This window comes from Streptomyces sp. YPW6 (genome assembly GCF_018866325.1).
Taxonomy (GTDB): Bacteria; Actinomycetota; Actinomycetes; order Streptomycetales; family Streptomycetaceae; genus Streptomyces.
Map to the genome: position 1 here is coordinate 7,126,831 of NZ_CP076457.1, position 23,193 is coordinate 7,150,023.

Here is a 23,193-nt window from a genome sequence, read left to right on the forward strand (position 1 = left end):
CGCTCCGGGGGCCGCCCCATCCGTCCGGCCCGTGCTCTCCGGCAGAGCGCGGGCCGGTTCCGATCCGGTTTTCCGGGTGGCGGCCGCCGTGCCCCGCACCCCTCGGGGCACGGCCGGCTGCCTGTCGGGCGGTGTCCACCGCGGCCGGACGTGCCGGTGCCGTCCCTGCGCGGGGCCGGCGGGTGATGGCCCGCGGGTGATGCCCGTTCAGGTGCCCGGGACCACCGTGATCCTGACGTGCTTCATGATCGGCTGGTCGCTCTGGGTGCTGTAGTCGCCCAGCGCGCACAGGACGTTCATCTCCGGCATGTAGCCGGCCGCACAGCCGCGCGGGATGTCGTACGGGACCGCCGTGTAGCCGTTCAGGAACCGCCGGCTGCCGTCCTTCGCCGTGCTCGTGATGTCGACCGGCCCCATGTCGGCGATCCCGCGCTCACGCATGTCGGCACGGTTCATGAAGATCAGCGTGCGCAGGTTCCTGACGCCCCGGTACCGGTCGTTGTCGGAGTAGACGGTGGTGTTCCACTGGTCGTGCGACCGCATCGTGCCGAGCGCCAGGGTGCCGGGCTCGGGCACCACGTCGGGCAGCGGTGCCGCGGAGAACTCGGCGCGCCCCGACGGGGTCAGGAAGACCAGCTCGCGGGCGGGCTGCCTGATCCGGAAGCCGAGGGGCAGCCGGACCCGGCGGTTGAAGTCCTCGAATCCGTCCAGGGCCTCGGCCATCGTGTCCCGGATCCGGTCGTAGTCCTCGATGTACCAGTCCCAGGGGGTCCGGCTGTCGGGCAGGGCGGCCCGCGCCATCCCGGCGACGATGGCCGGCTCGGACAGCAGGTGCGGGGAGGCAGGGTGCTTCATCCCGACGGACAGGTGGACCATGCTCATCGAATCCTCGACCGAGGTGCTCTGGACGCCGCCCCGCTGATGGTCCTTCTCGGTGCGGCCGAGACACGGCAGGATCAGGGCCGTGCGCCCGTGGACGACATGGCTGCGGTTCAGCTTGGTGCTCACCTGGACGGTGAGGTCGCAGGAGCGCAGAGCCGCGTACGTCGCCGGGGTGTCGGGTGCGGCGAGCGCGAAGTTGCCGCCCATCCCGACGAACACCTTCACCTCGCCGTCCCGCATCGCCCGGATCGTTCCCACGGTGTCCAGGCCGTGTGCGCGCGGCGGGTCGATCCCGCAGGTCGCGGCGAGCCGGTCCAGGAACTCCTCGGTGGGGCGGTGGTCGATGCCGCAGGTGCGGTTGCCCTGGACGTTGCTGTGCCCGCGCACGGGGGAGGGGCCCGCCCCCTCCCGGCCGATATTGCCGCGCAGCAGCAGGAGGTTGACGATCTCGCGGACGGTGTCGACGCCGTGCTCGTGCTGGGTGAGGCCCAGGCACCAGCTGACGATGGAGCGGTCGGCCTCCTCGTACACCTGCGCGGCCTTGAGGATCGCGGCGCGGCTCAGCCCGGACTGGTGCTCCAGCTCCTCCCAGGGCGTGGCCTCGCACAGCGCCCGGTACTCCTCGAATCCGGCGGTGTGACGGTCGATGAACGTACGGTCCAGGGCCTTGGGGTCGCTCGCCGACTTCTCCAGGACCGCCTTGGCCATACCGCGCAGCAGCGCCATGTCGCCGCCGATGCGCGGCTGGAGGTTGAGCGTGCTGGTCCTCGTGGTCCTGAACAGCGCCATGTCCGTGAAGTCGTGCGGCACGATGGTGCGGGTGGCCGCCGCCTCGACCAGGGGATTGACGTGCACGATCTGCGCGCCGCGACGGTCGGCATCGGCGAGAGCGGTCAGCATCCGGGGCGCGTTGGACGCGGCGTTGACGCCCAGGATGAAGAGGGCGTCCGCGGACTCCCAGTCCTTGAGGTCGACCGTGCCCTTTCCGGTGCCCAGGGAAGCCTGGAGGGCCCGTCCGCTGGCCTCGTGGCACATGTTGGAGCAGTCCGGGAGGTTGTTCGTGCCCAGCTCGCGGGCCATCAGCTGGTAGAGGAAGGTGGCCTCGTTGCCGAGCCGGCCGGAGGTGTAGTACGCCGCCCGGTTCGGGTTGTCGAGACCGCGCAGGGTCGATCCGACCAGTGCGAACGCGTCCTTCCAGCTGATCGGGACGTAGTGGTCGGAGTCGGCGTCGTACACCATCGGCTCGGTCAGCCGGCCCTGGTTCTCCAGGTCGTGGTCGCTCCACCCGTACAGTTCGGTCACCGAGTGCGCGGCGAAGAACTCGCGGCCGACACGCTTGGGCGTCATCTCCCAGGTGACGTGCTTGATGCCGTTCTCGCAGATGTCCAGGTGCAGGCCCTTGGTGTCGTCCGGCCACGCGCACCCGGGGCAGTCGAAGCCGCCGTCCTCGTGGTTCATCCGCATGATCGCGCGGGGGCCGTCCACCAGCGCGCGTTCCTCCACCAGGAAACGGGTCACGCTCTTCGCCGCTCCCCACCCCGCGGCGGGATGGCGGTAGGGACGGAACCGCGGATCGCCGTCGGGGGCGGGACCGACCCGGGGCTCCGGGGACTCCTGCGGTTCCTTGCCGGTGCTGGCGTCCTTGTCGGTGCTCACGGCACTTCCCCCCTTTCACCTGCGGGTACGGCGGGGTACGGCGGGTACGGCGGACCGGCTGCGGCGGATAGCAGGACATGACGGTCTGTAACGGGTCTTTCCGGCAGGCTATGCCGGGCGGTTCCCGGCTGCCAGTCGGCTCCGGGGCGGGCACCGGAGTCGCTCCCGGTCGGGTACCGTTCCCCGGCTCGTGGGCGCCCCACCGGGCGGAGCCACCGCCGGCGTGGCGGAGGATCAGTGGTCCGGGAGCGTCAGCCGCCGCGTCACGCGCCGCGCCGACTCCAGCAGCCGCGCCCGGACCTCGGTGGTCCGGTACATCCGGTCCGACCGGAACGAGATGCCGATCGAACCGATCTGGTCACCGCTGTACACCGGCACCGCCGCACACGTCGTACCCCGTGCGTACTCCTCCCGGTCCATCGAGAGCGGGCCCGCCGGGGCGGCGTCGAGCTGGCGCAGCAGCTCCTCCCGGCGGGTGATGGTGCGGGGGGTGAGGTCGGCCAGGGCGTGCCGGGCGAGGTAGTTGGCGCGCGCCTCGGGGTCCAGCTCGCGCAGCACGCTCTTGCCGAGCGCGGTCGCGTGCCCTGCCTCCTGGAAGCTCACCCAGACGTTCACCCGGGGAGCGCGCGGGCTGTCGACGATCTCCAGGACCCGGATCTCGCCCTCGTCGTACAGCGTCAGATAGACGGCGGCGGACAGCCTGTCGCGCAGCGAGGACAGCAGGGGGCGGACGCGCTCCTGCGACGCCAGGTCGTCGGCGGCGGGCCACAGCCCGGGGCTCCGCTCGGGGAGGGCGAACGCCCCGTCGTCCAGCTCGTCCAGATAGCCGTCCCGGGCGAGCTCGTGGAGGAGCCGGCGGGCGGTGGACTCCGGCAGCCCGGCCGCCCGCGCCAGCTGCGGTGCGAAGGCGCCGTCCGGCCGCGCCCCGGCGGCCTCCAGCAACCGGAGGTCCTGCCGGACGGACACCGTCGGCTCGGGGCCGGCCTGGTCACCCATGGCACCAGGATGGACCCGGCGCCGGGGTGCGGCAAGGGCGGCCCGCCGCCCGCCGGGTCGTCGGCGCACCGGGCGCCCGGGCGCGGGCTGCACGGCCGGACATGCCGCCGTGGCGACCCGCCGCGGCAAGCCGGGCGCCGACGGCCCGAGCCGTCCCGGTCAGCAGGTCGCGCCGGGACGGACGGGCTCCAGACCGACCAGATAGGCGTCGACCTTCCTCGTGACGCAGGCGTCGCCGCGCCCGTACGCCGTGTGCCCCATCCCCTCGTACGTGAGCAGCATCCCGCCGGGGAACTGCTCCGCCAGGCTCACCGCCTCCGCGTACGGGGTGGACGGGTCACCGGTGGTGCCGACGACCAGCACCGGCGGCACCCCGTCGGCGTCGACCCGGTGCGGCGTCCGGCCGCCGGACGGCCAGCCGCGGCAGGTGAGTTCGGCGGTGACCCCGGCCGTGCCGTAGACCCCCGCGGCCTTCTCCGCGCGGGGCAGGGCGTCCCAGTAGGCGTCCAGGTCGCGCGGGTGCGGAACGTCCAGGCAGTTGACCGCGGTCAGTGCGGCACCCTCGTTGTCGACAGGGGCTTCCCCGGCAGCCGGGCTGTCCTCGTCACCACCGCCCTCACCACCGCCGTCCTCCTCGGTGACATCGCCGGTGTCCTGCGGAGCGGGATCCTCCGCCGAGGGTTCCCCCTCCTCCGGCTCCTCCTCGTCCAGCGCGCCCAGGAGGGTCGCGTCCCCCGCGTCCGCCGCCGCCAGCGCCCGGGACAGCGGCTCCCACTGCTCCTCCGGGGTGTACATCGCCATCGACACCGCGTCGAGCACGGCCGTCGCGTCCATCCCGCCGTACTCCGCGTACGAGCTGTCCTCGGAGACCGGCAGCGGCTCGCGTTCGGCGCGGGCGTAGAGCCCTTTGATCAGCGCACGTATCGCGTCGGGGCCGCCGGCCGGGCAGCTGTCCCCCGCGATCCCGGCGCAGTGGTCGGCGTAGTCGTCCACACTCCGCCGGAACCCGGCCGACTGGCTGAGCACCCGCTGCGACCAGTCCAGCGACGGGTCGATCGCCCCGTCCAGCACCATCGCGCGGACCCGGCGCGGGAACAGTTCGGCGTACGCGGTGCCCAGGCTCGTGCCGTACGACCAGCCCAGGTAGGTCAGTTCGTGCTCGCCCAGCGCGGCGCGCAGCACGTCCAGGTCACGGGCCGCGTCCTCGGTACCGACGTGCCGCAGGAGACCGCCGCTGTGCCGCTCGCAGTCCTCCGCGGCGGCCCGCGCCCCCGCGTCGGCGGCGCTGCGCTCCTGGTCCGTGCGCGGGTGGAGAGGCGCGACGACGCCCTCCTGTCCGGGCGGCTCCGCAGCCTCCTCCCGCTCCTCCTCGGCCTCGTCGTCGCTCGCCGTGCAGGTCAGGGCGGGGACGCTCGCCCCGACCCCGCGCGGATCGAAGGCGACGATGTCGAAGCGGTCGCGGGCCGCCCGGCCGAAGGCCTCGTCCATGCCCTCTTCGAGGGACCGGGCCCCGGCCGCCCCGGGCCCGCCGGGGTTGTAGACGAGCGAGCCGATGCGCCGGTCCGGCTTCCCGGCCGCCACGCGGGCCACCGGCAGAACGAAGGTCTTGCCGTTCCCCGGGTCGTCGTAGTCCCGGGGAACGGTCAGCCGCGCGCACGCGTACCCTGCCGATGCGCAGTCCGTCCACCGCAGCCGCTGGCCGTAGAACGGCGCGAGGCCGGGCCGGGACGCGGGGTCGGCGGACGCGGGAGAGGCCGAGTCCCGGCCCGGTCCGGTGGCGGGACCGGCCGTGCAGGAGGTGAGCGCGACCGAACAGGCGAGGGCCAGTGCGGTGACGAGGGCGGGGCGGCGGCGTGCGGGGTGTTTCAACGGACTGCTCCCAGGGATCGGGCCGTGCGGATCCCCGGCAGCATCCCTGGTCGATGCTGAGGTTTTGCTGAGTCGGGTCGACTGTCGGCCCTCGACTGTCAGCCGTCAGCCGTCAGCCGTCAGCCGTCAGCCGTCAGCCGTCAGCCGTCAGCCGTCAGCCGTCAGTCGGCGGCTGGCGTCAGTCCTCGGCCGACGGCCGGTCGCCGTTCGGCAGACGCAGCACGAACCGGGCCCCGCCGCGCCGTCCGGGTCCGGCCGTCAGGCTGCCCCCGTGCGCGTGCGCGACCCACGCGGCGATGGACAGCCCGAGCCCCGTCGACCGCGACCCGCTCCGGAACCGGTCGAACAGCGCCCCCGCCACCTCGGGCGGCAGCCCCGGCCCGGCGTCCTCCACGGCGACGGCCGTCGCCGTCCCGTCGGCGGCGACCGTCACCTCGACCTGCGCCGGAGCCCCGGGCGCATGACCGTGGACGAGCGCGTTGCCGACGAGATTGGCCACGGCACGCCGTACGAGGTCGGGGTCGGCGACCACGACGGCCTCCTGGGTCCGGACCGTCACCCGGTGGCCGTCGGCCGGCGCGTCCTCCACCGCCGCCTCCACCAACTGGTCCAGCCGCAGCGGTTCCACCGCGAGCACGGCCGTCCCCGACATCAGCCGGGCCCGGGTGAGCAGCCCGTCCACCAGCGAACCCATTCCCTCGGCCAGCCGCAGCGTGCGCCGGTGCACGTCGGTGCTGTCGGTCTCCCCGCGCAACGCGGTCTCGGCGAGGGTCCGCAGCGAGGCCGCGGGCGTCCGCAGGTCGTGCGCGGCGTCCGCGAGGAACGACTCCTGCCGGTCCAGGGCGTCCAGGGCGGGCCGGACGGCCCGGCCCGACAGCAGATGACCGACCAGGGCGGACAGGCCCACCAGCAGGGCGCAGCCGCCGGTCACCCGCCAGGCGAACCGCCGGTGGTCGGCCTGCTGCGCGGCGGTGTCCGCCATGGTGACCAGAGCCCCCTGCGGCAGGGCGTCCGCCTCGGCCTCGGGCGGGTAGAACGGCAGGGCGAACAGGCGGACCGGCTCACCCGTGGCCGTACGCCCGTCGAGGGACCGTTCCTCGTCGGCGTTCACGGCCGCCGCGGCCGCCCCTCGTACGGCAGTGCTGTCGACGGTGAGGCACGCCTCGCGCGGCGCGTGCTCCACGACCAGGTCCGCCGGGGCGGTCCGGCGCGCGTCCCGGGCGGCGTCCGACGGGACGGACAGCACGTGCAGGGGCGGGCAGGCGGTCCCGGCCGTGTCCAGCAGCACCTCGGGGTCCAGCCGTCCGTCCTCGTCGGTCTCCAGCAGGCCGAGCGCCCAGTTGGTGTCCGCGCTCATCGTCCGGTCCAGCTGGTCGCGCCAGCGCTCATCGTCCCCGCGGACCGCCCAGGCGGCCATCGCCACCAGTCCCACCGCACTGGTCAGCGCGAACAGCAGGGTGATACGGCGGCGGAGCCGACGCACCCGGGCCGTCGGGGTGAGGGGGCGGGAGCGCCGCGACGGCAGGCGTACGGCTCCGGTCACGAGGCCGCATCCGCCGCCACGGCCAGGCGGTAGCCGGTGCCGCGCACGGTGTGGAGCAGTGGGGGAGCGCCGAGCTTGCGGCGCAGCTGCGAGACCAGCACCTCCAGCACATTGGACCGGTGCTCGGCCATCTCGTCCCAGCAGCGTTCGACCAGCTCCGCCCGGCTGACCGCCTGGTCGGCCCGCTCGGCCAGCACCTCCAGTACCGCGAACTCGCGGCTGGTCAGCGTCAGCAGTACCCCGCCCCGCCGCACCCGCCGCCGTGCCGTGTCGATCTCCAGATCGCCGACCCGCAGGACCGGCGGAGTGACGGCCGGGGCGCGGCGGCACAGGCTGCGCACCCGGGCGACCAGCTCCGGGACGGCGAACGGTTTGACCAGATAGTCGTCGCCGCCCCGGGCGAAGCCCTCCACCCGGTCGGCGACGGTGTCCCGGGCGGTCAGGAACAGCACCGGCACGGCCCGCCCGGAGCGCCGCAGCTCCTCCACGTACTCGGCGGCGTCCCCGGCGGGCAGCATCCGGTCGAAGACGACGCAGTCGTACGCGGTGACGAACAGCGCCTCGTCGGCCTGCGGCAGGTCGACCGCCTCGTCGACGGCGAGCCCGGCGGCGCGCAGGGCCGCGGCCACACCGAAGCGGAGGTTGGCGTCGTCCTCGACCAGCAGCACTCTCACGCCGTCACCCTAGCCGCGCCGGGTGAGGCCGGTCGGGCGGGGCCGCGGCCGGTCACCGCAGGTCAGCGTCGGCCCCCGCGGGGCAACGCCGACCACCGCAGGTCAGCGCCGACCGCACACAGGCCGGCGGCCGACCGCACACAGTCCGTGGCCCGGCCGTACCCGTCGGGCCCCGCTGTGCGCAGCACCAGGTTCTGCAGTGCGCAGAGCAGGGCCCCGCAGTAGGCGGAGTCGGGCCGCGGCGTGCGCAGAACCAGGTCCCCGGTGGGCGGAGTGGGATCCCGCCGTGCGCGGGGTCAGGCCCCGTGGCGCGCCGACTCGGGCCCGGCCGTGTGCGGCGTCAGTGTCAGAGCAGCTCCCCGTCCCGGGCCACGATCCGCCCGCCGCGCACCACCATCTCGCGCCGCGGCAGGTCCACCACGACCTGCGGCAGGCACTCCCCGCGCACCAGCAGGAAGTCGGCCGGCGAACCCGGCTTCAGGTCCGCCACCGGCAGCCCCAGCAGCCGGGCCCCGCCATCGGCCCCCGAGCGGAACGCCGCCTCCAGCTCCTCGTCGAGGCGGGCGTCCCGCACCCGGGCCAGCAGGTGCGAGCGGTGCAGCATGTCCGCGTTGCCGAAGGGGCTCCAGGAGTCCCGTACGCCGTCGGAGCCGAGGCCCACCTCGACCCCGTGCTCCCGCAGCCGGTCGACCGGCAGCACCAGGTCCGACGAGGGCGCGACCGTCGTCAGCGAGATCCCGGCGTCGGCGAGGTGGGCCGCGAGACGGTCGAGTTCCCGCTCGGGCAGGCCGGGCACACAGAAGACGTGACTGACGGTCACCTTGCCCTGGAGGGACAGGGCCTTGGTGCGGTCGATGATCGCGCGCAGGGACTCCATGCCCGTCGCGGCCCGCTCGTGCAGATGGATGTCGACGCCCACCCCGTGCCGGTCCGCGATGCCGAAGACGATGTCGAGCTGCTCGTCGAGCGCCTCGTCGAACCCGATGGGGTCGATGCCGCCGACCCGGTCGATCGCCCCGGTGCGCGCGGCCTCCTCCAGGAGTTCCCCGGTGCCGGGCGTCCGGACCACCCCGTGCTGGGGGAACGCGACGATCTCCACGTCGAGCGCGTGCCGCAGGGCCCTCCTGGCGGAGCCCACTCCCTCGACGCCCACCAGGTCGTAGGCGGGGGCGACGTCGACATGGGCCCGCATCGCCCGGGTGCCCCGGGTCACGGCATGGGCCATCAGGCGCTCCGCACGCACCTTCAGCGGCGTGCGCAGCGCGTGGTACAGCTTCACGTCCTCCTCGGCGTACTCGGCGATGGAGCCCGCCGGGTTCCGGGTCGCCCAGGGCTCGCCCCAGGCCGTCTTGTCGGGATGGATGTGCGCGTCGACCAGGGTCGGCAGCGCGATCCGGCCCGCGCAGTCGACGACCTCCGCGCCGCGCGGGGCGTGCTTCGCGGTGACGACCCCGTCGACGACCGTGAGGTCGACGGGGTGCTGCGCGCCGTGGGGCCGGACGTTCCTGAACACCGTTGCGCGGGCGTCGCCGTCCGTGCGGCCGGGCTGCCCGGTGATCCGGTCGGCGGCGGCCCCGGCGGGCATGGAGCGCCGGGAAGGGCCGGCTGCGGGCGAGGCGGGGTGTTCACGAGGCACGGGGGAGCGCTCCTCAGGTCACGGAAGCGAGCGGGAGCATGTTGTATACCAGAATCGTCGCACCTCCGGGAACCGGCGGTTCCGCCTTCCCGTGCGGGCCGAGAACACGCAGGAAATGGGCCCTGCCTTCGTGGGGCTCCGAGAGGTCGACATGAGGTGTATACAAAATCAGGCGTCGTCGAACAGGGACCGCAGGGCCACGGCCCGGCTGTCCCGCACGTGCAGGAGCGTGCTCGCCGCCGCCGACTCCTCGTCGCCCGCCGCGATGTACCGGAACATGACCGCGTGCTGGGCCCGCATGTGCTGCGGCTCCTCCCGCATCCCGAACAGCAGCTGGAGCTGTCCGCTCAACTGCTCCATGGTGCGCGCCAGCATGGGGTTGCCGCTCAGGGCCACGATGTCCTCGTGGAAGGCGGTGTGGGCCGCCACCTCGCGCGTGCCCTCGTCGTCGGACGCCGCCTCCTCCGCCCGGTCGAGGGAGGTCCGCAGCGCGGTGACGCCCGGTGGCTCCACCGGGGCGGACCCCGCCACCCGCCGGGCCGCCAGCCGGGACGCCTGGACCGCCAGCGGCTCCCACACCTCGTACAGGTGCTCCACGTCGGGCCGCTCCAGCCGCCGCACCCGGACCCCGCTGTGCGGCAGCAGCTCCAGGAGCCCTTCGCCCACCAGGGCGCGCAGCGCCTCGCGGACCGGGACGCGGGACATCCGCAGTTCCTCGGCGACCTCGCGCTCCACCAGCCGGGCGCCCTGCGGATAGCGGCGGTCGACGATCCGTTGCCGGACCGCGTCCCGGGCGCGGACACTGAGCGACGTACGTCCCGGCCGGATGTCCTCCTGGGGTGCCGGACGACCCGGAGCCGTCGTCCGCCCGCCGCCCGGACCGCCCGGACCCGCCCCGTTCCGCCTCGCGCTGCTGCCCGCCACGTGCGCCATCCTCCGCTCGGCCCGCCTTTCGGCCTCCGGCCGAGGATACGCGGGCCGCTCAGACCGTACCCGGCGTCCGCCCCTCGGGCAGGAACAGCACCGAGTTGACGTACCGCTCCCGGCGGGGTGCGAAGGCCCGGTGCAGCACCCCCCGGTGCACCAGGTGCTCGGTCCGCTCCTGGTGGGCGACCAGGTCGAACCCGGTGAGCGGCAGCCAGTCGCGGTGCGGGAGGACCCAGCCCGCGTACCCCAGACCGGTCAAGGTGGCGATCACCGGTTCGATCGGGCCGAGCCGGCCCTCCAGCTCGATCAGCAGCGCCGGACGGTCCCGGCGCAGCAGCTCCGCCGCACCGAGCAGCGCGGCCGCCTCCCCGCCGTCCACGTCCATCTTGACGAAGCCGACCCCGGTCAGCCCCAGGCCGTCGACGGTGACCGAGGGGACCTCCACACTGTGGGCGTGGATCGCGCGGCGGGCCAGTGAGGACACCCCCCGGTCGCCCTGGTCGCCCTCGGGGAACCAGAGCCGCGCCGTGCCCTCCCGGTCGGTCGCCGCGCCCTGGACCACCCGGACGTTCGACGGCAGCGTCCGGCGCAGGTGCTCGGCCAGATGCGGCACGGGCTCGACGGTCACCACCCGCTCGCAGCGCGCGGCGAGCCGCCGCGACCAGGGCCCGTACCAGCCCCCGATGTCGAGGGCGACGCCGCCCGGCGGGCAGAAGTCGGCGAGCCTGCGGAGTTCGGGCTCGAAGCGCGGATACAGGGCGACGGCGACGGAGCCGACCAGGCGTCCGGGCAGTCCGGCCGCGACCGCCGCGGCGAGCGTGGTCACGGGGCCGAGGCCTTCAGCGAGGTGAGGAACCGCTCGTGGTCGACGGCGCCGACCTTTCGGCCCGAGGAGGGCAGAAGCTGCGGTATCCCGTCCACGATCGGGTAACTCAGGCGCAGCCGCGGGTTGTAGAGCGCGTCCTCCTCCGGCAGCAGGGACAGCGTCCCCTTGTCGAGCGGGCAGGCCAGGATCGTCAGCAGCGGGTCGTCGGGACGCATCGGCAGCTCCTCGGGAGTCATCGGCACAACAGCGGAAGGGACGTCAGGGGGTCAGGGGGCCGCGGCGGGCTGCGGATCGTGGCGCGGCATGGCCAGCAGGACGGACAGGGCGAGCGCCGTGCCGCCCACCCGCAGGGCCAGCAGCAGCGGATCCTCCGGCAGGCTCTCGCCGAACGCGAACGTCCCGAGGACCGCGGTGAACAGGCAGGTCACCGTCGTGCACACCGGCACGATGAGGGACGCCCGGCAGCGCTGGAGCGCCGCCTGCGACATGACGAGGCCGGCCCCCGCGGTGAACAGCAGCAGGTACGGATACGGGGACCCGAGCAGCGACAGCGCGGCCTCGCTCAGATCGGTGCTGGTCAGACGGCTGGACGTGCCCTTGATGGCCAGGGAGCTGACCCCGTAGAGCAGGCCCACCGCCACGCCGTACCCGATGCCGCTCGTCGGGACCCGGTGCCGTTTGGCCGCCCGGCTCTCCACCCGTACGTACAGCCAGACGCCCGCCGCCAGCGCCGGGACGCAGACCAGCAGCACCAGCGTCCACGGGGCCCCGGCGCTCACCGCGTCCTCGCCCTCGCGGACCGAGGCCACCACCATCAGCAGTGCGAGCAGGACCCCGCCCAGCGCGTAGCGCTCGCGGCCCGTCGACGCCTCGCCCAGCACCGCCGACGACAACAGCAGGAGCAGCACCAGCCCGGAGACGAAGATGCCCTGCGCCGCCGCGATCGGCAGCGCGCGGTAGACGACCAGCTGCGCCCCGAACCCGGCCGCCAGCGCCAGCGCGCCGAGGATCCACAGCGGACTGGTCGCCAGCACCCGGAGCACGTGCAGCGGGCGGCCCGCGGACAGTGCGGGCAGCGATCCCAGGGCCCGCTTCTCCACCACGAACCCCACGCTGTACAGCGCGTTGGCGACCAGCGCCGCGCCGACACCCCACCACACGCGGCTACCTCCGCCGCGCGTGGGCCAGCAGGATGGAGGACGCCCCGGGAACCGCGCACGCCGCCCGGTCCAGCAGCCGCAACGGACGCGGCACCCCGTGGAAGGGGGCGCCCTTGACCGTCACGTCGGCGAAGCCCGACGCCGTCAGGAACGAGCGCAGCGCACGGGCCGTGTACAGCCGCAGATGGCCCACCACCTCCGTTCCCGGACGGCCGTGGATCCCGCGCAGGCTGACCTCCGAGAACACCGGCTGCACCCCGGCGAGCAGCAGCGCCCGGTTGTACCAGGCCGCCAGATTCGGGGTCGACAGCATCAGATGGCCGCCGGGCCGCAGCACCCGCCGCAGCTCGTCCAACGCCTGGTCCGGATCGACCAGATGCTCCAGGATCTCGCTGAACAGCACCGCGTCGGCGCACCCGTCGGCCAGCGGCAGCCCGCCGTGCTCCAGCTCGCCGCGCACCACATGGCCCATCCGGGGCCGGGCCCGGCGCAGCGCGTCCTGCGACCAGTCGACCCCGATGAGCCGGTGCCCGGCGAGGATGGGGGCCGCCGTGGCCGCCGCCGTACCGTCACCGCACCCGATGTCCAGGATCACCTGTCCCGGCGCGTCCAGCGCGCCGGCCAGCAGCCGGGCCTGCCGCAGGGTCCGCCCGTCGCCCGAGGCGACCGGGACCGCGGGGTTCTCGTAGAAGTCCCGCAGCCCGGGGGAGGGGGACGTGGCGCCGGTCATACGGCCTCCGAGGACGTCGCGGCCAGGTGGCGGGTGAACAGGTCCAGCAGCCTGACACCGTCGCGCTCGCCCAGCAGGGTGCGCGACCAGCGCAGCGACAGATGCAGCCGACCGCCCGTGGACGCCGTGGTGAAGGTCAGGCCCCGGGGCATCCGGGCGGGCGCGGAGAACCACACGGCCGTCGCCCGGCCCGCGTCGCCGAAGTCCAACGGGTACGGAATCCGGCCGATGTTGCTCAGCAGCGTCGTCGACGTCCAGGGACCGGCCGCCACCCGCAGCCCCCGGGTGAGGGCGGCCCGGACCGCCACCGGCAGCAGCGGCACGGTCAACAGTCCGGCCCCGTGGCCCAGTTGAGGGCGCGGCTGGGCCTTCAGCGCCCGGGTCCGCTCGGCGGTCGTCCGCAACAGCGCCGCCACGTCCGTCCCCGCCGCCACCTCCGCCGCTGTGAAGCACACCTCCACCAGCCGGGTGCCGTTGCCGATCGGCATCCCGGGGCCCCGGGGACGGTCGTCGACCGGCATCGTGATCCGCAGCGGCCGCCGGTCCGTCCCCGGCGCGCCCTGGGACCGGTTCCAGTCGGCCACCGTCAGCGCGGTGGCCACCATCAGCTGGTCGTTCACCGTGTAGGGTGCGCCGGACTCCCGTCGAGGGACCGGGAGTTCGGCCAGCAGCAGGGCGTTGCCCGGCACCGCTGCGGGTCCCGGCGAACCGGGCGTCACCCGGGCGGGCCGGGCCAGCGCCGGGGCCCGCGACTGCCGGGGCGGCGGGCCCGCGGCCGGGCGGGCCGGGGCGGGCGGCGGAGGGACGGGAGACCCGCTGTAGACCTCCGCTGCGGTCGCCGCCAGCCGCAGGCACGCCGGACCGTCCAGGGCGGTGTGGTGCACGGTGAACAGCAGCACACAGCCTTCCCGGTCCGGCTCGCGGACCAAATCGAGCCGCAGCGGTGGTGAGGCGGTCAGCGCCGGGGCGCGGTCCAGCGCCCCGGCCCGCGCCCGCTCCAGCGCGCCGGGCGCGCACGGCGGGAACGAGACCGGGTCCGTGTCCGGGCCCCCGGTCAGCTCCCATTCGTACCGTCGGGCCCACGGCCCCCGGGGCCGCTCGCGCATCAGCGCCCGCGGGTGCCGGGCCAGCGCGGCGGCGAACGCGGAGCGCAACCGTTCCTCGTCGACCCGCCCCGGCAGGTGGATCTCGATGTGCACCGTGCTCGGCTCGGCGTCCTGCGCGCAGTGCCGGGCCACCTCGTCGACGACCGGGAACGGCACCCGGGAGGGCTGCCCGGCCGGCCCGTCGCCGCCCGGCGCCCGCCGGTGCTGCGTGGTCGCCATCAGGCGTCCTCTCCCTTCGTCGGATGCCTGCCGTCGGCGGACAGCGTCCGGCCCGACGGCGGTGCGGGCTGCGCCGGGAGCGGGGCCGTCGGCCGGTCGCCGCCCGCCGGGGCCGGCTCGTCCGCGCCCTGGCCGGCACGCACCGCGCGCCGCCCGACGGGATCCCGCCGCACCGTCACCAGTGCCGCGAACAGCCCGATCAGAGCCAGGAGTTGAGCCGTGGCGCCGAAGGCCCCCTCGCCCGCCGTCGTGCTCTCCCCGGTGCCCACAGCGGCGACCACCCCTGCGGCGGCCATCGCCGCGAACGCGACCGGCACGAGCAGCCGCGGCCACATGTGCGCCAGGACGGCGAGCAGCGGAACAGCCACGGCGACCGGGCCCGCGATCACCACGCCCACCAGGGTGAGGGCGACCGTGCCCAGGATCAGGCCCGGCCCCGGCGGCGCCGGCTGCTCCTCGGTCTCCTCCCGGCCGGAGCCCTTGCGGCCCACGAGGGCGAGCGCCACGAGCGCCAGGAACAGCACGCCCGCACCGATCAGACCCCACCGGTAGACGGTTGCCGGTTCGTACTCCAGGGTGACCGTGCCGCCCTCGCCCTCCGGCACCAGCCACGCCTGCTGCCACCCGTCGATCCGCAGCGGCGTCAGTTCCCTGCCGTCCAGGGTGGCCTTCCACCCCTTGTTGTGGTTCTCGTGGATCTGGAGGTAGGACGCCTCACCGGCCCCCACCTCGATGGTCCGCCGGTCGCCCTCGCCCTGCTCGACGTCCACCGTGCGCGGCGTCGCCGCGGCGGCCTCGGCGGTGCCGTTGCTCAGCGTCACGTCGGTGATGGCCAGCGGACCCTCGTCCCCCGCCTGCACGGTGGTGGACGCCGCGGCCAGCTCCACCTTGCTGCCGTCGGTGCACAGCGAGACCTCGATGGGCCGGCGCTGGGTCAGATCCCGCACCCGCCCCTCGGCCCTGGTCTCCAGGAAGGTGCCGCCCACGGAGAGGACCGGGCCCTTGCCGCAGGGCAGGGTGAACCTCTGGTCCGGCTTCGGCTGCGGCGTACGGAACTCCTCCAGCGCCGGGATGTGGACCTCGCTCAGCCCGACCGGCAGCTGCAACTGGCCGTCGGCCACCGGGTTGTGCACGGTCAGCGGCGCCGTCCTCGAAATGGTGATGTCCATCCGGTCGGTGGTGACGGGCGAGAAGCGGGCCATGCCGTTCTCGTCCACCGAGGCCACCGCCGTACCGTCCGGCGAACTGATCTGGACCTGCTCGGCGCGGGCCGACAGACCCCCGGCCGCGGCGAACACGATCTCGCCGACCGGCCGCTTCTCGGGCCACGTCAGCCGCAGTACGGGACGCTCGCCCGCGATCCACGCCGTGGTGAGGTCGCCGTCGGTCAGGTTGCGGGGACTGAGGTTGGTGCCCAGGCGCGCCGTGGAGTCGGCGGTCACCTCGATCCTGTCCCGCACGCCCGTCAGCTCGAACAGCAGCTTGTCGAGCGCCTCGCCGGGCACCGGCAGCGCGGTCGCCGAGACGGTGTAGTCGCCCGCCTCGGGCGCGGTGAACTGCCGGCCGAGACCGACCTCGGCGGCCACCGACGACAGGCCGCCGGGGTCGCTGCCCCGCCGCAGCGAGAACACCGTCGCGTCGGCGCCCTCGCGCGGCGCGTCGTTCGGCAGCTCCAGCATCCGGGTCACCTGCACCCCGGGGATGGCGATGTCGGTGAACCCGGCCCCGGTCAGCCCCGGACGCCCCTGCTGGGAATCCAGGATCGTCACCTTCAGCCAGGCCGCCTGCCCGGCCGGCGCCGCCACCTGCTGCGGCGACCCGTCGGGCCGCAGCGGGCTGTCCTTGGAGCCCCGGTCCGTCTCCACCCGGATCACGGTCGGCGCGGCCCGCACGTTGCCGCTGGGCAGCGGTGTCACCTGGATCGAGCCGGGGATGTCCGTCGGCGTCGAGAAGCCGACCCGCACCCATTCGCCCTTGGGCGCGCCGGGGGAGCCCTCCGCCCAGCCGGTCGCCGGATTGCCGTCGAAGGCGTTCACCGGATCGTACTGCGGCAGATGGAACAGCCAGTTGCCCACCGAGGACGCGCTGACCGACTCCGCCCCGCGGATCACCGCCGTCGTCTGGTGCTCCGCCCCGGACGCCGGCAGGATCTGCCGCGGCTCCCGCCCCGGGTCCTGCGCCGACTCCTCGGCATTGCGCTCCTCGGCGGTGTACGTGTACGAGGTGTTGGAGTTGACCAGCCCGAACCGGGTGTCGGCGCGCCGCAGCCCGTCGCCCGCCGCGTACAGCGACGGCCGCCCCAGGCCCGGGTGCGCGTCACCGGCCAGCACGGTCGGCCGGCCCACGACGGCGCCGTTCGCCGACAGCGGCAGCAGCGACTCCGGGCCGCCGCTCACCACGGCCGTCGAGGCGACCGGGGTGGCCGCCGCCCGCCCGGGGCGCTCGGTCCCCTTGGGGGGTTCGTAGATCTCCACCGCCCGCTGGCGCGGATAGAGGCCCTCGACCTGCACGGGGGTGTCCGCGGCGATCCGGCCGGCGGTCATCACCGGCCCGTAGCCCTTGACGCGGCTGTAGCCGGACGCCTCCAGGGTCCGCTTCACCGTGGTGGTCGGGACGTAGCCCAGCTGGTCCGGGTCCAGGTCGTTGCGGACCACCACGTAGTGCAGTCCGGCCCGGTTCAGGAACCGGCTGAGCCCGGGGACCTCGCCGCCGGAGGTCAGGGCCTGCTCGACGGCGTCCATCGCCCGCCGGTTGCCGGGGGTGCCGAAGGGCACGTAATCACGCTGGGCGTAGGGCGAATCGGCCAGCACGTCCAGGGGCTGGTCGATGGGGGAGCCCCAGGTGTAGATGCCGTGCGCGGTCGCCGGGACGACCAGCGCGCGGTCGTCCGGCGAGTTGTTCTTGAGCCAACTGCCGGTGCTTTCCCAGTAGTCGGGGACCTTCTGGAACGAACCCGTCTGAAGGATCGACCCGTTGAGGTACGGCCAGGCCAGACCGGGCAGGACGATCGCCGCGGCGACGACCGGTGCCAGACGGCGCGTCCGGGCCTGGTTCCGGCCCCGCCGGGAGGCGGCCACCGCGGCGACGCCGGTGACGTGCGCCAGCCCCAGGGCCAGCGCCAGCGCCAGCCCCGTCTGGAACTTGTAGATGTTGCGGAACGGCACCAGCCAGGTGTCCAGCCAGTCCTGCACGGTGCCGTGGAAGAGACCGCCCAGCGCCCCGCCGTACCCGGCGAGCGTGACCAGCGCGGCGGACAGCGCGGTCAGCACCAGCCAGCGGCGCTCGGGCAGATCGCGCCGCGCCAGGCCCGCGAGCCCCAGGGCGGCGTCGAGCGCCGAGCCGAGGATGGTGACGGTCGAGGTCGCGACGGTCCACCCGGCCGGAAGCCAGGCCTCGCCGAAGTTCAGATAGCCCACCCAGTTGCCCGCACCGCGCAGCATCTCCGTCGCGGACATGGTGGTCGTCGTGGTGTACGAGGACTCCACGTACGGCATGAAGTTCTCGCCGAAGGCGCCCAGCAGCAGCAGGGGGACGATCCACCAGGCGGTCGCCATGATCACGCCCGGTATCCACCACAGCAGCAGCCCGCGCCTGCGCGGCCCGCCCGGCCGGGACAGCAGATACAGCCCCACCGGCAGCAGCGAGGCCAGCGTGGAAGCGGCGTTGACCCCGCCCATCAGCGGGATCAGCAGCGCGGAGCGGACCGCCGCGGCCCGCGGCGTCAGACGCGGGTTCGTCAGCGGCAGCAGCACCCACGGCAGCAGGGCGCCCGGCAGTGCGGCGGCCGAGGTCGAACCCACCACGATGGTGTAGGTCGGCCACAGCGCGTAGACGGCCGCGCCGAGCAGCCGGGTGGCCGGCGACCCCACCCGCAGTCGCTCCGCCAGCCGCAGCGCACCCCAGAAGGCGGTCGCCACGATCACCGAGAGCCACAGCCGTTCCGCGAGCCAGGTGGGCACCCGCAGCAGCTCGGCCGCGCCGTAGTACGGCAGCATCGGCACGAGATAGCCGATGTACTGGTCGGCGATCCCGCCGAACCCGGAGCGGCTGTGCCACAGCTCGCCCAGGTCGCCGAGGAACCTGCCGGGGGCCGTTATGACACCGAGCTTGGTGTCGAAGGTCATCCGGCCCGGTGACACCGCCAGGAACGCCGTGAACACGGCGGCCCAGAACCCCAGGAGCCAGCGCCGGGAGCGCGCCTGCGGCGGGCCGTCGGCGGGGACGGCGGGCTCGGGACCCGGGCCGTCCGGGGCCGCGGGCCGGGGTGGGTGGACAGCGCTGGTCATGAACACCGCCGGAGAATGAGGAGGAGGTTCCAGGTGGCGCATTCCCGCAGTACGGGGATGCGCGGCACGAGCTGGGGAAGGACGGGCCAGTAGCGCGAGCGTGCGGAAAGGACGGTCACGTCACCGCGGCCCCGGACGTGGCGCAGCGTCTCGCCGACGCCGATCCGGAAGAGGTTGTCGCCCAGGCGGTGCTTGGCCGGGCGGCCGGTGCGGCGCTCGTAGAGCTTCCGGGCGCGCTCGGCGCCCAGATAGTGCCACGGCGCCCACTCGTGGCCGCCCCAGGGCGAGTGCCAGTTGGTGAAGGAGACGTAGATCAGACCGCCCGGGCGGGTCACCCGGGCCATCTCGCTGAGAAAGGTGTGCGGGTCGGCGACGTGCTCCAGCACGTTGGAGGAGAAGCAGACGTCCGCCGCACCGTCGGCCAGCGGCAGCAGATAGCCGTCGGCGACGACGGTGTCGCCGCGCTCGCCGGGGCCGAGCTCGGCCGTGTCCGGTTCGAAGAGGTAGCCGTGCGCACCGCGCCGACGGAACTCCCGGGTGAAGTAGCCGTCGCCGCCGCCGATGTCCACGACGACCTTGCCCCGGACCGGACCGTACCGCTCCACCTGGTCCGCGGCGTCGCGGGCCAGCAGGGTGTACGCCGTCGCCGGGTCGCCCTGTTCCCGGAGGAAGGCGCGGAACAGGGCGGCCGAGCGCCGGAAGGAAGGGTCTCTCACGCGCTCGCACCGATCTCCGGGGCCATCACGCCGCTGGTCGCCTCGGCGGCGACCGCCGTGAACTGCCGGACACTGCTGGTCCACCGGAACGCGGCGGCGCGCTCCCGGGCCGCCTTGCCCATCGCCTCGCGCCGCTCGTCGTCCAGGGCGAGCGCGCACCAGGCCGCGGCGAAGGACGACGCGCCCCGGGCCAGCACGCCCGTGACCCCGTCCTCGACGGAATCCCGCAGTCCGGGGACGTCGAAGCCCAGCGTCGGGGTGGAGCGCGCGCCCGCCTCCGTGACGACCAGCCCCCACCCCTCCACGGCCGCCGGATGCAGCAGCATCCACGACGCGCAGAGCAGCCGGTGCTTCTCCGCCTCGGTCACATGGCCGGCGAACTCCACACCGGGACCGGCGAGCCGCTCCAGACGGGCCCGCTCGGGGCCGTCGCCGACGATGACGAGCCGACCGCCGGTGACCGGCCTGACCCGCTCCCACAGCTGGAGCAGCAGATCGATGCGCTTGTAGTCGACGAGCCGGCCGAGCGCCACGAACAGCGGGGTCGCGGACCGGTCGCCCTGCGGGCTCGGCTCCTCGACGCCGTTGTGCACCACCCTGATCCGGTGGTGGGGCACGCCCAGCTCCCGCAGCGCACCCGCCGTGGACGGGGACACCGCGATCATCAGGTGGTCGCGGTAGGCGCGGGACAGCGCCCAGTGCTCCAGCCGCCGTCCGGCCCGCGCCACCGGCATCGGGAACCGCATGTCCCACAGGTCGGTGTGCACGTGGTTGACGAGGCACACGGTGGGACCGCGATGCCACAGGGGAGCGAGGTACGGCATCCCGTTGCACACCTCGACCAGCAGGTCGCAGTCGCCGACCTGCCGGGCGAAGGCGGACCGCGCACCGAGGTAGTGCCCCAGGGCGCCGCCCGCCGAGACGACTCGGTAGGGCCTGCGCGCGGCCCGGCCGCCGCACAGGAGGGTGACGTCGTGGCCCTGCTCGGTGAGCCCCGAGGCCAGCCGGTCGATCAGCAGCTCGGAGCCGCCGGCGGCCGGGTTGTCGAGGTCGCGGTGGGCGAGGAAGACGATGCGTCGCGGGGCGGCGGGGCCCCTGGAGGACGCCGGGCCCTGACCCTGGCGCGCGACGGCGTCGAGCAGTGGGGGAGGTACGTGCTGGGGCATGAGCGCTCCAACTCGGCTCGGGGTGCGGGGACTCGCGGATGAGCGGAAAGAGGGTTGTCCGCGGAGGTGCGAGAGAACGGAAGGGGGCTGGAGGGGAGGGAGGGGACGGGAAGGGAAGAGAGGGGCGTACGGGGCGGGGCGGGGATCGCACAGGGTGTGACGGAAAGGGAAAGACCGGGGGGCCGTGCTCTGGTGGGGATAGACAGTTTTGGGCACGGGTTACCGCCCGGCTACTCACCGGTGCAACAACTTGCGGGTAACTCAGGTGTGCGTACTCGTCGTCATGTGAGTGTTCGGGGCCTCCGGCGCCTCCCGGCGCCCCCGGACGACGAGGACGACCCCCGCGACGGTGAGTACGAGCCCCGTTCCGGCCGCTCCCGCCGGCGCGGTCCCGCCGAGCATCGCCAGCCGCTCGCTGTCCGCCGACGCCAGCTCGACCTGCTTCTTCTGGGTCGCCTCGGTGAACTCCACCCGCTTGCTCTCCAGCAGCACCACGGCGTCCTTCTTCGAGCCGGGCGCGCGCAGCGTCTTCCTCGGACCGATCGCCGCATTGATGATGCGGCCGGTGCGCCGGTCCACGACCAGCTCGATGCCGCTGTTGGAGTACCACTCCTCGGCGAGGACCTGGGGCGTCTTCCTCCGGTCGACGAGGACCCCGGGCACCTGGCGCACCCCGGTCTTCGTGGGCTCGACCTCGCCTGTGAAGAGGTAGCCGGTGTAGCCCTGGATCTTCTTCTCGCCCTCGTAGGAGAGCCGCACCACACCGCCGAGCGTGCTGTCCCACCACCGGTAGGCGCGCTTCTCGACGTCGAAGGGGAACTTGAGGTACGCCTCCCCGTCGAACGTCGGGGACTCCTCGCAGCAGTGCACCGGCTCGTTGGTGGTGCGGTCGGTCACCCAGCGCTCCAGCGTCCACTGGAGGGCGTCCCGGGGATCGGAGGCGGGCAGCGTGCCGTCGTGGTCGACGGAGGTGGACACGTCCCAGACGGCGTTGCCGCTCTTCTCGCTGTCGGCCACGTCCCCGCGCACCTGCCGGGTGATCGTGATCGTCTCGTCGTCCACCGTCTCCACCCTGCCGGTGTCGAAGTAGCTGCCGGTACCGGTGAACACGGTGGTGGTGTCGGTGTCGATGGGGGTGCGCTTGGCATGCGGCTGGACATACCAGACGAGCAGGGGTGCGAGCACGAGCAGAAAGACCCCCGCCCCCAGCAGAACGAGCGAGAGGGGTGAAGCATTGCGGCGCATCCGGGCACTCCTGGGTCGAAGTCTCTTCGCGGAGGTGCACGGGCCCCGGGCCGGTCAGCCCTTGAATGGCGTGAAGAGTAGGCAAGGCCTTGACGAGATGTCAATGACCTGCTGACACTGTGCACGAGCCGGAGGGGCCCGGCTCACGGGGTGGGGATCGCCTCCAGCAAGGAGCTGACCCGACCATGCGCAGACTCATCGCCGCTCTCTCCACCACCGTGATGGCCGCGGCGCTCGCCGTGGGCGCGGCGGTCGGTGTCGTGGCACTGCTCGACGCCACCCCCGACCAGCCCAACACGCCACTGATCAGCTACGACACGGGACCGGCGGCTCCGTGACGCGCGCGGCCTGGCAGGAGGTGCCCCGGGCCCAGCTGGACCGGTTCGCCGCCATCGCCCTGTCGGAGGCCCCGGAACTCGCCCAGACCATCCTGCACGCGATCCGCCGGGACTACCCCTACCTCCACCTGGTCGAGGACGAGTCAGGGGAGCCGCTGGCCCTGGTCGGAATCCGCCGTGCCATCGAGGGGTTCGTCGACAACCTCACCTCCGGCGTGCACCCCCGGGTGCCGCCGGAGATGTTCCAGGAGTTCGGCCGGGGCGAGGGTCTGGAGGGCCGCAGCCTCGACTCGCTCCAGGCCATCTACCGCTTCGGCGTCCGGCTCACCTGGCGCAGGCTCGCCGAGATCGGCCAGCAGGTCGACATCCCGGCGCCCGCCATGTACGAGCTGGCCGAATCGGGATTCGAGTATCTGGACGGGCTCGTGGAACAGTCGGTACGGGGCTACGCCGAGGCTGCGGCCCGGCGCGCCAGCGAACGCCTGCGCCTCCAGCGCCAGCTGATCGAGATGCTGCTCATGGAGCACCGTGCCGAATCGCCCCGGACCCTCGCCGAGCGGGCCGCCCGCATCGGCTGGGAGCTCCCCGAGACGATCGCGGTGGGCGTGCTCATCCGGCCCGCCCGGGAGGCGGTGGCCCCGGCGGTCGGCCAGGGCATCCTGCTGGAGATGGAGAGCGAGCAGCCACGCATCGTCATCCCGGACCCGGACACGGCGGGCCGTGCCGAGACCCTGCGGCGGGCCACGGCGGGCTGGTCCGGGGCGATCGGCCCTGCGGTCCCGCTGGCCGCCGCCGCGACCTCGCTGCGCTGGGCGGAGACCGCGGTCCAGCTGATCACCAGGGACCTGCTCCCCCAGGGCGGGGTGCTGCACTGCACCGAGCGCGTGGAGGAGCTGGTCCTGCTGCCGGCCCAGGAGCTGATCGACGCCTCCGCCCGGCGCTGCCTCGCCCCGCTGGACGGCCTCAGCCCGACCCAGTCGCGGCGGCTGGCGGAGACGCTGCTCGCCTGGATCGAGACCCCCGGCGGCGCTCCCGAGGTGGCCGCCCGCCTCGGCGTCCACCCCCAGACGGCCCGCTACCGGCTGCGGCAGATCCGCGAGCTGTGGGGCGACGCCATCGACGAACCGGACCAGCGCTTCGAGATGCTGCTCGTCCTCCGCGCCCAGCGGTTGCGGGGCGACCTGGCCCCTGCTCAGGCCTGAGCCGGGGCGCCGCGGC

At 74.2% G+C, this 23,193-nt stretch carries 18 protein-coding genes; 2 read left to right on the forward strand and 16 right to left on the reverse strand.

Going from position 1 to position 23,193, the window contains the following annotated elements; all coding sequences use genetic code 11:
• Nucleotides 1–207: 207 nt before the first annotated feature.
• The 16 genes from KME66_RS31190 to KME66_RS31265 all read right to left on the reverse strand — a co-directional run bounded on the left by KME66_RS31190 (nt 208) and on the right by KME66_RS31265 (nt 21,637).
• Nucleotides 208–2,538: an FdhF/YdeP family oxidoreductase gene (locus KME66_RS31190; protein WP_216328281.1), complete on the reverse strand. Its 2,331-nt coding sequence runs from the start codon at nt 2,536–2,538 to the stop codon at nt 208–210.
• Between the two features lie 234 nt (nt 2,539–2,772).
• Complete coding sequence (locus tag KME66_RS31195; protein WP_073224958.1) at nt 2,773–3,534, reverse strand: IclR family transcriptional regulator; 762 nt, start codon at nt 3,532–3,534, stop codon at nt 2,773–2,775.
• 159 nt (nt 3,535–3,693) lie between these two features.
• On the reverse strand, nt 3,694–5,403 hold the full coding sequence (locus tag KME66_RS31200; protein WP_216328283.1) for an alpha/beta hydrolase: 1,710 nt from the start codon (nt 5,401–5,403) through the stop codon (nt 3,694–3,696).
• Nucleotides 5,404–5,581: 178 nt separating this feature from the next.
• Complete coding sequence (locus tag KME66_RS31205; protein WP_216328285.1) at nt 5,582–6,946, reverse strand: sensor histidine kinase KdpD; 1,365 nt, start codon at nt 6,944–6,946, stop codon at nt 5,582–5,584.
• Nucleotides 6,943–7,614 carry a response regulator transcription factor gene (locus KME66_RS31210; RefSeq protein WP_216329724.1) on the reverse strand — a complete coding sequence of 224 codons (672 nt, stop codon included), beginning with the start codon at nt 7,612–7,614 and terminating at the stop codon, nt 6,943–6,945. The genes KME66_RS31205 and KME66_RS31210 overlap by 4 nt, the downstream gene beginning before the upstream one ends.
• 352 nt (nt 7,615–7,966) lie before the next feature.
• Nucleotides 7,967–9,205 (reverse strand): amidohydrolase family protein, encoded by a 1,239-nt coding sequence (locus KME66_RS31215; protein WP_216329726.1) that lies wholly within the window; start codon nt 9,203–9,205, stop codon nt 7,967–7,969.
• Nucleotides 9,206–9,424: 219 nt separating this feature from the next.
• A complete protein-coding gene (locus KME66_RS31220; protein WP_216328288.1) occupies nt 9,425–10,189 on the reverse strand; it encodes a GntR family transcriptional regulator in 765 nt (254 codons plus the stop codon).
• 49 nt (nt 10,190–10,238) lie between these two features.
• Complete coding sequence (locus KME66_RS31225) at nt 10,239–11,009, reverse strand: FkbM family methyltransferase (protein WP_216328290.1); 771 nt, start codon at nt 11,007–11,009, stop codon at nt 10,239–10,241.
• Complete coding sequence (locus KME66_RS31230) at nt 11,006–11,224, reverse strand: Trm112 family protein (protein WP_216328292.1); 219 nt, start codon at nt 11,222–11,224, stop codon at nt 11,006–11,008. Before KME66_RS31230 ends, KME66_RS31225 begins: the two co-directional genes overlap by 4 nt.
• A 51-nt stretch (nt 11,225–11,275) precedes the next feature.
• A complete protein-coding gene (locus tag KME66_RS31235) occupies nt 11,276–12,169 on the reverse strand; it encodes a hypothetical protein (protein WP_216328294.1) in 894 nt (297 codons plus the stop codon).
• Nucleotides 12,170–12,173: 4 nt separating this feature from the next.
• The gene (locus KME66_RS31240) at nt 12,174–12,899 is read right to left on the reverse strand and encodes a class I SAM-dependent methyltransferase (RefSeq protein ID WP_073224967.1); all 726 of its coding nucleotides are present in this window, start codon (nt 12,897–12,899) and stop codon (nt 12,174–12,176) included.
• Nucleotides 12,896–14,224, reverse strand: a complete 1,329-nt coding sequence (locus KME66_RS31245; protein ID WP_216328296.1) for a condensation protein — start codon at nt 14,222–14,224, stop codon at nt 12,896–12,898. Before KME66_RS31245 ends, KME66_RS31240 begins: the two co-directional genes overlap by 4 nt.
• Nucleotides 14,224–18,510 carry an alpha-(1->3)-arabinofuranosyltransferase family protein gene (locus KME66_RS31250; protein WP_216328298.1) on the reverse strand — a complete coding sequence of 1,429 codons (4,287 nt, stop codon included), beginning with the start codon at nt 18,508–18,510 and terminating at the stop codon, nt 14,224–14,226. The genes KME66_RS31245 and KME66_RS31250 overlap by 1 nt, the downstream gene beginning before the upstream one ends.
• Entirely contained in the window at nt 18,507–19,226 is a 720-nt protein-coding gene (locus KME66_RS31255; RefSeq protein WP_073224973.1) for a class I SAM-dependent methyltransferase, read from the reverse strand. The genes KME66_RS31250 and KME66_RS31255 overlap by 4 nt, the downstream gene beginning before the upstream one ends.
• Nucleotides 19,223–20,392 (reverse strand): glycosyltransferase family 4 protein, encoded by a 1,170-nt coding sequence (locus tag KME66_RS31260; protein ID WP_073224974.1) that lies wholly within the window; start codon nt 20,390–20,392, stop codon nt 19,223–19,225. The genes KME66_RS31255 and KME66_RS31260 overlap by 4 nt, the downstream gene beginning before the upstream one ends.
• 261 nt (nt 20,393–20,653) lie before the next feature.
• Nucleotides 20,654–21,637: a DUF3068 domain-containing protein gene (locus KME66_RS31265; protein ID WP_073224975.1), complete on the reverse strand. Its 984-nt coding sequence runs from the start codon at nt 21,635–21,637 to the stop codon at nt 20,654–20,656.
• Between the two features lie 185 nt (nt 21,638–21,822).
• Here KME66_RS31265 and KME66_RS31270 point away from each other — a divergent pair, with 185 nt between their 5' ends.
• Nucleotides 21,823–21,975 (forward strand): hypothetical protein, encoded by a 153-nt coding sequence (locus tag KME66_RS31270; protein ID WP_178379095.1) that lies wholly within the window; start codon nt 21,823–21,825, stop codon nt 21,973–21,975.
• A complete protein-coding gene (locus KME66_RS31275; RefSeq protein WP_216328299.1) occupies nt 21,972–23,177 on the forward strand; it encodes a helix-turn-helix domain-containing protein in 1,206 nt (401 codons plus the stop codon). The genes KME66_RS31270 and KME66_RS31275 overlap by 4 nt, the downstream gene beginning before the upstream one ends.
• Nucleotides 23,178–23,193: the final 16 nt, after the last annotated feature.

Coding starts and splice junctions, on each gene's coding strand:
- KME66_RS31195 (WP_073224958.1), bottom strand. CDS start 3,534: ATGGGTGACCAGGCCGGCCCCGAGCCGACGGTGTCCGTCCGGCAGGAC.
- KME66_RS31215 (WP_216329726.1), bottom strand. CDS start 9,205: ATGCCCGCCGGGGCCGCCGCCGACCGGATCACCGGGCAGCCCGGCCGC.
- KME66_RS31220 (WP_216328288.1), bottom strand. CDS start 10,189: ATGGCGCACGTGGCGGGCAGCAGCGCGAGGCGGAACGGGGCGGGTCCG.
- KME66_RS31230 (WP_216328292.1), bottom strand. CDS start 11,224: ATGCGTCCCGACGACCCGCTGCTGACGATCCTGGCCTGCCCGCTCGAC.
- KME66_RS31240 (WP_073224967.1), bottom strand. CDS start 12,899: ATGACCGGCGCCACGTCCCCCTCCCCCGGGCTGCGGGACTTCTACGAG.
- KME66_RS31245 (WP_216328296.1), bottom strand. CDS start 14,224: ATGGCGACCACGCAGCACCGGCGGGCGCCGGGCGGCGACGGGCCGGCC.
- KME66_RS31250 (WP_216328298.1), bottom strand. CDS start 18,510: ATGACCAGCGCTGTCCACCCACCCCGGCCCGCGGCCCCGGACGGCCCG.
- KME66_RS31260 (WP_073224974.1), bottom strand. CDS start 20,392: ATGCCCCAGCACGTACCTCCCCCACTGCTCGACGCCGTCGCGCGCCAG.
- KME66_RS31265 (WP_073224975.1), bottom strand. CDS start 21,637: ATGCGCCGCAATGCTTCACCCCTCTCGCTCGTTCTGCTGGGGGCGGGG.
- KME66_RS31270 (WP_178379095.1), top strand. CDS start 21,823: ATGCGCAGACTCATCGCCGCTCTCTCCACCACCGTGATGGCCGCGGCG.